This is a genomic window from Streptomyces atriruber (genome assembly GCF_001418325.1).
Lineage (GTDB): Bacteria > Actinomycetota > Actinomycetes > Streptomycetales > Streptomycetaceae > Streptomyces > Streptomyces atriruber.
In genome coordinates, this window is record NZ_LIPN01000306.1 from 1 (window position 1) to 10,151 (window position 10,151).

At 71.7% G+C, this 10,151-nt stretch carries 6 protein-coding genes; all 6 read right to left on the reverse strand.

Annotated features, from left to right (window positions below; all coding sequences use genetic code 11):
• On the reverse strand, positions 1–853 hold an 853-nt coding region (locus tag AOK03_RS28410), incomplete at its 3' end, for a beta-propeller fold lactonase family protein (protein ID WP_244177786.1).
• Between the two features lie 163 nt (positions 854–1,016).
• Positions 1,017–2,693 (reverse strand): glycosyltransferase family 2 protein, encoded by a 1,677-nt coding sequence (locus AOK03_RS28415; RefSeq protein ID WP_055568211.1) that lies wholly within the window; start codon positions 2,691–2,693, stop codon positions 1,017–1,019.
• Positions 2,690–4,948: a CDP-glycerol glycerophosphotransferase family protein gene (locus tag AOK03_RS28420; RefSeq protein ID WP_055568212.1), complete on the reverse strand. Its 2,259-nt coding sequence runs from the start codon at positions 4,946–4,948 to the stop codon at positions 2,690–2,692. The genes AOK03_RS28415 and AOK03_RS28420 overlap by 4 nt, the downstream gene beginning before the upstream one ends.
• Complete coding sequence (locus AOK03_RS28425; protein WP_055568213.1) at positions 4,945–8,538, reverse strand: bifunctional glycosyltransferase/CDP-glycerol:glycerophosphate glycerophosphotransferase; 3,594 nt, start codon at positions 8,536–8,538, stop codon at positions 4,945–4,947. Before AOK03_RS28425 ends, AOK03_RS28420 begins: the two co-directional genes overlap by 4 nt.
• An 88-nt stretch (positions 8,539–8,626) precedes the next feature.
• Positions 8,627–9,424, reverse strand: coding sequence for an ABC transporter ATP-binding protein (locus AOK03_RS28430; RefSeq protein WP_055568214.1), 798 nt, complete (start codon positions 9,422–9,424; stop codon positions 8,627–8,629).
• On the reverse strand, positions 9,417–10,151 hold a 735-nt coding region (locus tag AOK03_RS28435; RefSeq protein WP_055568215.1), incomplete at its 5' end, for an ABC transporter permease. The genes AOK03_RS28435 and AOK03_RS28430, both read right to left, overlap by 8 nt.

Below are 10,151 nucleotides of genomic sequence, written 5' to 3' on the forward strand. Positions count from 1 at the left end.
CCGGGACGGTCGCCGTCACCGTACGGGTCGCCGTGTCGATCACCTTCACGTCGCCGCTGCCGCGGTCCGCGACGTACGCCCGGCTGCCCGACGGGGTGAACGTGACGCTGTTCGGGGTGCCTCCGACCGGGATGGTCGCGGTGATCGTGTTCGTTGCTGTGTCCAGCACCGTCACCGAGTTGCCGTTGTTGTTCGTGACGTAGGCCGAGGCTCCCGAGGGGCTGACCGCCACTCCGGCCGGGGCAGCCCCCACCGGGACCGTCGCCGTCACCGTGTTCGTCGCCGTGTCCAGCACCGTCACCGAGTTGCCGTTGTTGTTCGTGACGTAGGCCGAGGCTCCCGAGGGGCTGATCGCCACTCCGTTCGGGGACTCGCCGACCTGGACCGTGGCGCTGACCGTGTTCGTCGCCGTGTCGATGACCGAGACCGTCGTCCCGCCGCTGTTCGCCACGTACGCGCGGGATCCCGACGGGGTCACCGCCACGTTCAGGGGGTTGCTGCCGACCGGGACGGTCGCCGTCACCGCGTCGGTGTCGGTGTCGATCACCGAGACCGTGGCCTCGTCGAAGTTCGTGACGTAGGCCCGCCCCTCGGCGGGCGCGATCGCCACGCCCACGGGGCTGTTCCCGACCGTGATCGTGTCGGTGACGGTCTTCGTGCTCGTGTCGATCACCGAGACCGTGTCGCCGTGGAAGTTGGCCACGTAGGCCGAGGGCCCGGCGGCGGCCCGCGCGGGGGCGGGGAGCGCCACCAGGCCTGCCAGGGCCAGCGTGGCGCCGGTCAGGACAGCGGTGAGGCGTTGCCCCTTGGAGGGTCTGGAGGGCTCGGAAGGTCTGGAGAGTGCACTGGGCATGTGGGACTTCCCCCCTTCGGTGACGCCCCGTGACGTCACGTCACCGGCATCTTCCCGCCACTCCCGCCCCTCGGGGGCCGAATCCCCGCCGTTGTCCGAATACGGCAACGAGGGTGGCCGTCCGGTGACTTGACGTCGGACGGCCACCCCGCGGCGAGCCGCCTCAGCGGGTCAGTGCACCCGCCAGCCGCGCCGCCCGGCGGACCCGGGAGCCCGCCTTCGCGCCCGCCTTGCGGGCCAGCGGGCGTATGACGCGGGACGTCACGCCCACCGGGGTCCAGCGGAGCTGGAGGCGGCCCGAGGCGCGGCCCTCCGGTTCCACCGTGACCTCGTGGGGGAGCGCGCCGCCGCGGTAGTCGACGCGGGCCCTGAGCGGGGGGAAGGCGAGCGGGGCCAGCAGGAGGGAGGTGTTGCGGAGCTGGCCCGACGTCAGTTGGAGGACCGGGTGGCGGCTGCCCGCGAAGCCGTTGAGGGGGAGCGGGGCCGCCGCCAGGTCGAGGCGGACGGTGCCCTCGAAGACGCCGGGGCGGACCGGGTCAAGACGGAAGGGCGCCTTCATGCGGCGGCGGCCGGGGGCGATCAGGAGGGTGGCCACCTGGGGGCCCACCGGCAGGCGCAGACCGGGGTCGTACGTGCGGACGGAGAGGACGACCGAGGCGCCCGGGCCCCGCTCCACGCTCGTGATCTCGTGACGGAACTGCGCGCTCGGGAAGGGCCGGGAGTCCAGGCCGAGGTCCGTCAGGTCGAGTTCCGTGCGGGAGTCGGGGGATTCGGGGACGTACGGGCCCCAGTAGACGTGACCCGAGGCGTCCATCGTCGTCTCGCGCGGCGCCACCCCGTGGCCGAGGCCGCGTGCCGCCAGTTGGGCCTCCGCGAGGCGGCCGTCCCGGACGAGTCGGAGCACGACGCGTTCGGCCCGGGGCAGCCGGGCGTACGCGCCGGGGGCGAGCTGGGCCAGGTACGGGTTCACGATGTCCGCGAAGCCCGTCAGCCACTCCTCGTCGCGGAACGGCAGGTCGCCCGCGTACATCCGGAAGTCGTGCTTGAGGAACTTGTAGTCCTTGGCCTCCCGGACGTCCATGTGGCCGCTCGACACCAGGAACTCGTCTATGAGGCCCTGGACGTGGATGCGGTCGCGCACGTTCGTCAGCTTGTGGCGCTGGTTGGAGATCGACGCGGACTCGGCCGCCTCGTAGGGCGCGATGTACCAGCGGTAGACGGGGTCGGGGAGCACCGTGAAGGACGTCGCCAGGCAGTACGCCTGCGCCGAGAACAGCTGGTCCTCGTAGTGGATGCCCTCGGGGAAGCGCAGGTCGTTCCGGTCCAGGAACGACTTCTTGTACATCTTGCTCGTCGACAGGTGCTCGAAGAACAGGGCGGGTTCCGCCGCGATGCCGTCCACCGTGCGGCGCTCCGCCACCAGGTGCGGCATCCAGGTGGAGGTGCGGCCCGTGTCGACGCGGACCCGCTCCACCGCGCCCATCACGAAGTCCACCTCCCGCTCGCGGTGGGCGGCGAGGAGCAGCTCCACCGCGCGCTCGGGGAGTTCGTCGTCGCTGTCCAGGAACATCACGTACGGGGCGCGTGCGATGTCGAGGGACCGGTTGCGCGGCGCGCTGCAGCCGCCGCTGTTCTCGGGCAGGCGGAGGTAGCTGATGCGGTCGTCCTCGGCCGCCAACTGCCGGGCGACTTCAGGCGTGTTGTCCGTCGAGTGGTCGTCGCTGATGACGATCTCGATGTTCGCGTGCGTCTGGCGGCGCAGCGAGGCGACGGCGCGCGGGAGGCGTTCCGCGTCGTTGTAGACGATCACCGTGACCGTCACGTCGGGCGTCTCGGTCATCGGGTCGTCGCCTCCTCGGGCGTCGGTGCCGGGGTCCGCTCGTCGACCGGCGTGACGGGCGGCAGGGAGTCCTCGCTCTCGCCGAGGAAGACGCGGCGCACGACCCGCTCGGCGGCGCGCCCGTCGTCGTACTCGCAGAAGCGGTGGCGGAAGGCGCGGCGCGCCTTGTCGGCCGCCGCGTCGCGCCAGGCGTCGGAGGTGAGCAGCTCCGTCAGCTCCTCCTGCGTGCGCGCGACCTTGCCCGGCGCCTCGGCCATCAGGTCGAAGTAGACGCCGCGCGTCGTCGCGTACGTCTCCCAGTCGTCGGCGTAGATGACGATCGGGCGGTCGAGGTTGGCGTAGTCGAACATGATCGAGGAGTAGTCCGTGATCAGGGCGTCCGCCGCGAGCGCGAGTTCCTCCACAGGGTCGTAGGAGGAGACGTCGATGACGCGGCCGCTCTTGCGCAGGCCGGCCAGCGGGGACGCCGCGCCGCCGTAGAAGTAGTGGCCGCGGACCAGGAGGACCGTGTCCTCGCCGAGCCGTTCGGAGAGGGTCGCGAGGTCCAGGCGCGGGGTCCAGGCCGCCTCGTAGTCGCGGTGGGTGGGCGCGTACAGGATCGCCCGCTTGCCCGGCGCGATGCCGAGCCTCTCGCGGATCGCGCGGACGTCGGCGGCCGTCGCGTTGTAGTAGACGTCGTTGCGCGGATAGCCGTAGTCCAGCGAGGTGTAGTGCGAGGGGTAGGCGCGCTCCCACATCTCCGTGGAGTGGCCGTTCGCGGAGACGCTGTAGTCCCAGCGGTCGACGCGGGCCAGCAGGTCGTGGAAGTTCAGGCCCTTGGCGGCGGCCGGGTAGTCCAGCTGGTCCAGGCCCATGCGCTTCAGTGGGGTGCCGTGGTGCGTCTGGAGGTGGATCGAGTCCGGGCGCTTCACGATCGCGTTGGGGAAGTTGGCGTTGTTCACCAGGTACTTGGCGCGCGCCATGACCTCCCAGTAGCGGCGCGTGCCGGGCACGACGTGGTCGGTGCCGGGCGGCAGCAGCGGTACGTTCGCGGCCGAGACGACCCACACGGGGTGGATGTGCGGGGCGAGTTCGGCGAGCTTCGCGGCGATCGCCGCCGGGTTGCAGGCCACGCCCCGGTCCCAGTAGGCCGTGAACACCGCGAGGTTCGGGTCGACCGGGCGCTCCAGGGCCCTGCGGTAGCGCAGGTCGCGGACCTTCACGCCGACCTTGTGCTTGCGCGAGACGACCGCCGACCGCAGCTTGCGCCGCTGCTGGTTGGCCGTCTGGAACGTGCGGTACTTCGTGTACGCGTCCTCTTCGAGGAGGCGGCGCCGCACGCCCTCCAGGCCGCCGGGGTGCTGGTGGCCCCGCGGGCGCAGGGCGACGGCGGCCTTGGACGCGCGGTGGAAGAACTCCCTGCGGACCGGGTCCGGAAGCTTCTCGCGGGCGACGACGCGCAGGCAGTCGCCGACCATCACGTCGTAGAGCGCGGCGCGCGCCGCCGTGGGCAGGCCCCGGTCGGCGGCGAGGTTCAGGAGCGATTCGTAGCGGTCGATGACCGCGTACCGCTCCTCGGGGGCGCCCCGCGGAATGCTCTCGGCGCGCAATTCCCTTACGTTCAGGGCGACTTGATCGAGCGTCGCGACATGGTCGGCGAGGAGCAGCGCGGCGTACGCGGCGAACGTCTCGTCGTCCACGGCCAGTTCGGCGCGGTGCGCCCGCCAGAAGTCGGCGCGCAGCACGCGGTTGCCGAGCAGCGGCGTGACCTTCAGGAGGTTCGGGCAGTCCGCGAGCGGCAGGTCGCGGCGGCCCTGCTTGGCGAGGTGCTTCCCGTCAGGGCTCGGCATGCCCCGGTGCCGCCACGTCGAGCGGAGGTGGTCGACGACCAGTACGTCAACCCGGCCCCCGGCCAGGTCGGCCGCCCGGTCGGCGACCGCCCGCGCGGCCCCCGTCGGCACGCCGTCCTTGCTCGCCACGAAGTGCAGCCACCGGCCGCGCGCCCGCTCGGCGCCCGCGGCGCGGGCCGCGCCGTCGCCCGTGCCGTCGGGCAGCGGGACGACGGTGACGCCGGGCCGGTCCGCGGCGGCGGCCTGCGCGGAGGCGCCGACCGCGGCGACGATCACCTCGACGCCGGGCGACGCCTGTGCGGCGAGGGCGTCCAGGCAGGCGCCGAGGTGCCCCTGGACGTTCCGGCCGTACACGACGACGCTGAGCTCGGGTCCTGCGCTCTCACCCTGCTCGGGCACGGCGGTGCCCCCCTTCCGTGTACTCATGCGGTGGCCGTCCCTCGGTGGGCGAGCATCCGGTCGACGACGCGGGCCGCGGCCCCGCCGTCGTCCAGGTCGCAGAACTCGGCGCGGAACGCGTCGTACGCCTGCGCGTACGGCGCGCTCGTCGCGTCGAGGTCCCGCAGCGCGGCGATCAGCCCGTCGGAGGTGGGGACCAGCGGTCCCGGCGCGCGCTTCTCGAAGTCGAAGTAGAAGCCGCGCAGCCGGTCGCGGTAGTGCTCCAGGTCGTACGTGAAGAACAGCATCGGACGGCCCGTCACCGCGAAGTCGAACATCACCGAGGAGTAGTCGGTGACGAGGACGTCGGCGATCAGGAGCAGGTCCATGATGTCGGGGTAGCTCGCGACGTCCCACACGAAGCCGTCGCCCGCGCCCGGCACCGGCTCCACGATGTGCGCGTGCGGCCGGACCAGGAGGACGTGGTCCTCGCCCAGCTCCGCGCGCGCCTTGGCCAGGTCGATGCGCAGGTCGAGCAGGAAGCCGCCGCGGTGGCGCTGCTTGTCCTCGCGCCACGTCGGCGCGTACAGGACGACCTTCTTGCCCTCGGGCAGGCCGAGCGCGCGGCGCACCTTCTCGGCGCGCTTGGCGCGGTCGGGGGCGAGCAGCACGTCGTTGCGCGGGTAGCCCGCCTCCAGGAGCTCGCCGTCCACGTCGCCGCCGAACCGGAAGGCGCTGCGCATGATCGGCGTACTGAACTTGTTCGGCGAGAGCAGCATCGTCCACTGGTGGCGCTCGCGGTCCAGGTCCTGGAGGTACTGGGTGCTCGCGAAGTGGTCGTTGTCGAAGTCGAAGCCGATCCGCTTCAGCGGGGTGCCGTGCCAGGTCTGGACGATCTGCTGGCCCTCGCGCCGCTCCAGCCAGCGCGGGAAGTGCGTGTTCCCGACGATGTAGCGGGAGCGGGCCATCGCCTCGTAGTACTCGGGACTGTGCACGCGGACCGCCTTCGCGGTGGCCGGGACCTCGCACTGGCCGTCCTTGACGACCCACAGGTGGTCGACGGGCAGGGCGCGGCGGACCATCTCCTCGTGGATGGCGCGCGGCGAGTCGCCGTACATGCGGCCGCCGAAGACGTCGTACAGGACGGCCTCGCGCAGCGGCTCGTGGCGGGCGGCGGGATAGGCCTCGGTGCGCAGCCGGGTCTGGCGGTGGCGGCTGCGCTCGTCGGGGCGCAGCTCGGAGTGGGCCATCAGCGCGAGCTGGTCGTACTGGCGGGCCTGCAGTTCGACGCGCTTGCCGTGCGCCGTCACCTCCAGGGGGAGGTCGGCGTGGACGGGCGGGGCGAGCTGGACGGCGGTCCGGGAGCCGTCGGGCTTCTGGACGGAGGGCCACCAGAATCCGGCGCGGAGCGGGGTCGCTCCGGCGTGGCGGTGGGTGGGGGCGGGCACGAAGCGCGCCTCGAAGCGGCCGTCCACGGCCTGCGCCGGGAACGTGTACTCGTGGCCCGACCAGGTCTGGCGGAGCACGAGCTCCAGGTCGTGGGTGCCGGTCGCGGGGTAGCTGCCGGTGAGGGTGACGGTGCCGTCGGGGGCCGCGGCGACGTGGTTCACCAGGGGCTGGACGGGCTGGTCGCAGAGCTGGAGGTAGCCGCCGGGGCTGCGCCGGGCGTAGACGGTACGAGAGGGGTCCGCCTGCGCGAACTGGGCGCCGGAGAAGCCCTCGCGGTCGTCCAGGATGAGGGCGAGACGGGTCGACTTCGGCTCGTCACCGGAGGCGTCGACGATCTCCACCGACATGTCCCAGCGGGCGATGGACCGCTCGGCCTGGGTCGGGCGCAGGCGCTCGTGGTTCTCGCGTACGTCCGTCAGGGCCGCCGTGTCCACGTGTGCCGTGAACGGGACGCGGCCCTCGCGCGGGGCGTCGAGGTCCAGCGGGACCGTCAGGATCGTGCCGGACTCGCGGTGGCGCATGCGCAGCCGGGGCGTGCCGCCGGGGGCGGTGCGCAGGATGCCGCGGACGAGGAGGCGGGGGCCCTCGGCGCGGACCTCGAGGGCGCGCGCGTGCGCCGTCTCCACGCGGATGGCCAGCTCGCCGTCCTGGATCTGCGGGGCCACCCGGACGTCCTCGGTCACCCAGTGCGCGGGCGGCGTCTGGCCGGACCCGGTGCCCGCGCCGTACAGCGGGCCGCGCCGGGGCGTCGAGCCCGTGCCGGCCACGGCGATCCGCACGTACCACAGGCCGTCCACCCACTTGCCGCGGTGCCGCAGCCGCGAGGGGTTCACCAGCGCGCCGAAGCCCGCCCAGTCGGCGTGCCGGAACTCGGCGCCGGAGGCCACCGTCGCCTCGGGGTCGAGGTGGCTGCGCGCGGGCACCAGGACCGTGCGGCGGCTGCCCTTCTCCTTGAGGATCAGCGACTTCAGCGCCCTGCTCCGCGACTCGGCGCCGAGCTGGCGGGCGAACGCCCAGCCGGACAGCCACAGCTTGCCGTCGTGCCAGGAGGCCTCGTCGAGGCGGCTGCGCAGGCGCAGCTCCTGGTCGAGGCGGAGGACGGCGTCCGGGACGGGGGCGGCTGGGTCGAGGAAGGGGTAGTCGGCCTTGGGGTGCAGCGTCCCGGCGACGGGGATCGAGCCGGGGTGCTCCTTCTCGAACTCCAGCTGGCCGATCAGCTCGTCCATGCGCCGGTGCACGGTCAGGTACAGCTTCAGCTTGTGCGGCACGTGCAGCGCGCGCACCGCGTCCTGGCCGATCTCGCGGACCAGGCGGCCCACGTGCTCCAGGAACGCCTCCTGATAGGCGGCGTCCGAGCCGGGGAGCACCTTCCAGAAGAGGGGGATCTCCTCGGCGAGGGCGTTGTTGTCGTAGACCTTGAGGTGCTCGGCGTACATCGGGTCGTCGTCGACGTGGGCGAGCATGAACTCGCGCACCATGCGGATCGACTTCACGCGGTCGATCAGGCCCTGCGGGTTGGTGCGGTTCTGTGTGATGGACCGCTCGCCGATCTCGCGCTCGCGCCAGTTGTAGATCGGCTCGCTCAGGACGTCCACGGAGTCGGCGAGGTAGTGCGCGGGGACGCTGACGGGCGCGTCCTCATAGAGCATGGCTTCCGGGTACGCGAGCCGGTGCCGCTCCCAGAAGGTGCGGCGGTAGACCTTGTTCCACGCGGTGCGGTCGGTGAGCAGCGGCCGGAACTTCGAGACGTGGGTGCGCAGCCGGGTCGCGGCGAAGGGCGCGCGGTGCACCGGGGACTGGACGTGTCCGGCGGAGCGGAAGCGGGTCACGTTGCCCGCCGCGAAGTCCGAGCCCGTCTCGTCGAGCGTCTCGATCATCAGTGCGTACGCCGTGGCGGGCAGGGTGTCGTCGCTGTCCACGAAGGCGAGGTACTCGCTGTCGGGGGACATCTCCCGCACGCCCGTGTTGCGGGCCGCGCCCAGGCCCTTGTTCTCCTGGGATATCAGGCGGAACCGCGGGTCGGCCGCCGCGAAGGCCCCGGCGATGGCCGCGCTGCCGTCCGTCGAGCCGTCGTCGACCATGATCACTTCGAAGTCCTGGAACGTCTGGGCGGCCAGGGACTCCAGGCACTCGTCGAGGTAGAGCTCGACGTTGTAGACGGGGACGACAACACTCAGCCGTGGCTGCACGCGTACTCCTTCTGTTGCTAAACGCTCCCATAGTGTAAGGATCTGCGTATTGATGCGACAAAAGGGATACGCCGGGACGCTCGGGGGATCAGTCCTTGCCGCCGCCCGTGAAGCGTTCGTACTCCTTCAGGACGTCCCCGGTGGGCCCGTCCATCCGCAGCTCGCCGCGCTCCAGCCACAGCACCCGGTCGCAGGTGTCGCGGATCGACTTGTTGTTGTGGCTGACCAGGAAGACCGTGCCCGCGTGCTTGCGGAGCTCGCGGATGCGGGCCTCGGAGCGCTTCTGGAAGGAGCGGTCGCCGGTGGCCAGGGCCTCGTCGATGAGCAGGACGTCGTGGTCCTTGGCGGCCGCGATGGAGAAGCGCAGCCGGGCCGCCATGCCGGAGGAGTAGGTGCGCATCGGGAGCGTGATGAAGTCGCCCTTCTCGTTGATGCCGGAGAAGTCGACGATGTCGTCGTAGCGCTCCTGGACCTGCTCGCGGCTCATGCCCATCGCGAGACCGCCGAGGCGTACGTTGCGCTCGCCGGTCAGGTCGTTCATCATCGCCGCGTTCACGCCGAGCAGCGAGGGCTGGCCGTGGGTGAAGATGCGGCCGCGCTCGACGGGCAGGAGCCCCGCGACGGCCTTGAGCAGCGTCGACTTCCCGGAGCCGTTGGTGCCGATGAGGCCGATGGCCTCGCCCTTGTGCGCGGTGAAGGACACCTTCTTGACGGCGTGCACCTTGCGCACGCCCGCCCGCGCCTCGGTCTTCTTGCGGCCGCCGATGATCCGGTTGAGGGCGGCGGTGGCGGTGCCGCGGCCCGCGCCGGTGCCGTGCACGCGGTAGACGATGTCGACCTGGTCGACGATGACGGTGGGGGCCCGGTCCGGGGAAGTGTCAGCCACGGCCGTACGTCTCCTCTGCTTTCCAGAAGTAGATGAACCCGCCGATTCCGGCGAGCAGTGCCCAGCCCAGGGCCCAGGCCCACACGTGGTGCGGGAGCTGGTCCCGCTGGAAGCTGTCGATCAGCGCGAACCGCATCAGGTCGATGTAGACGGCCGCCGGGTTGGACTCCAGGAGCACCTTCACGGCGTGCGGCAGATTCTGGTCCTTGAGGACGGCGTCGATGCTCCACATCACCCCGGACACGTACATCCAGGTGCGCAGCACGAACGGCATCAGCTGCGCGATGTCCGGCGTCTTGCTGCCGAGCCGCGCCATGACGAGCGCGAGGCCGGTGTTGAACGTGAACTGCAGCGCGAGGACCGGGATCACCAGGAGCCAGGACGCCGTGGGCGGGACGCCGAAGCAGAGCAGGATCACGAAGAGCGCGCACATGGAGAACAGCAGCTGCTGGAGCTGTTGCAGGCAGTACGAGATCGGCAGCGAGGCGCGCGGGAAGTGCAGGGCGCGCACCAGGCCGAGGCTGCCGGAGATCGCGCGGGTCCCCGCCATCACGGACTGCTGGGTGAAGGTGAAGACGAAGACGCCGGTGACCAGGAACGGGACGTAGTCCTCGACGTCGCGCTTGGTGTTCATCAGCACGCCGAAGATGAAGTAGTAGACCGCCGCGTTCAGGAGCGGCGTCATCACCTGCCAGACCTGGCCGAGCTTGGCCTGGCTGTACTGGGC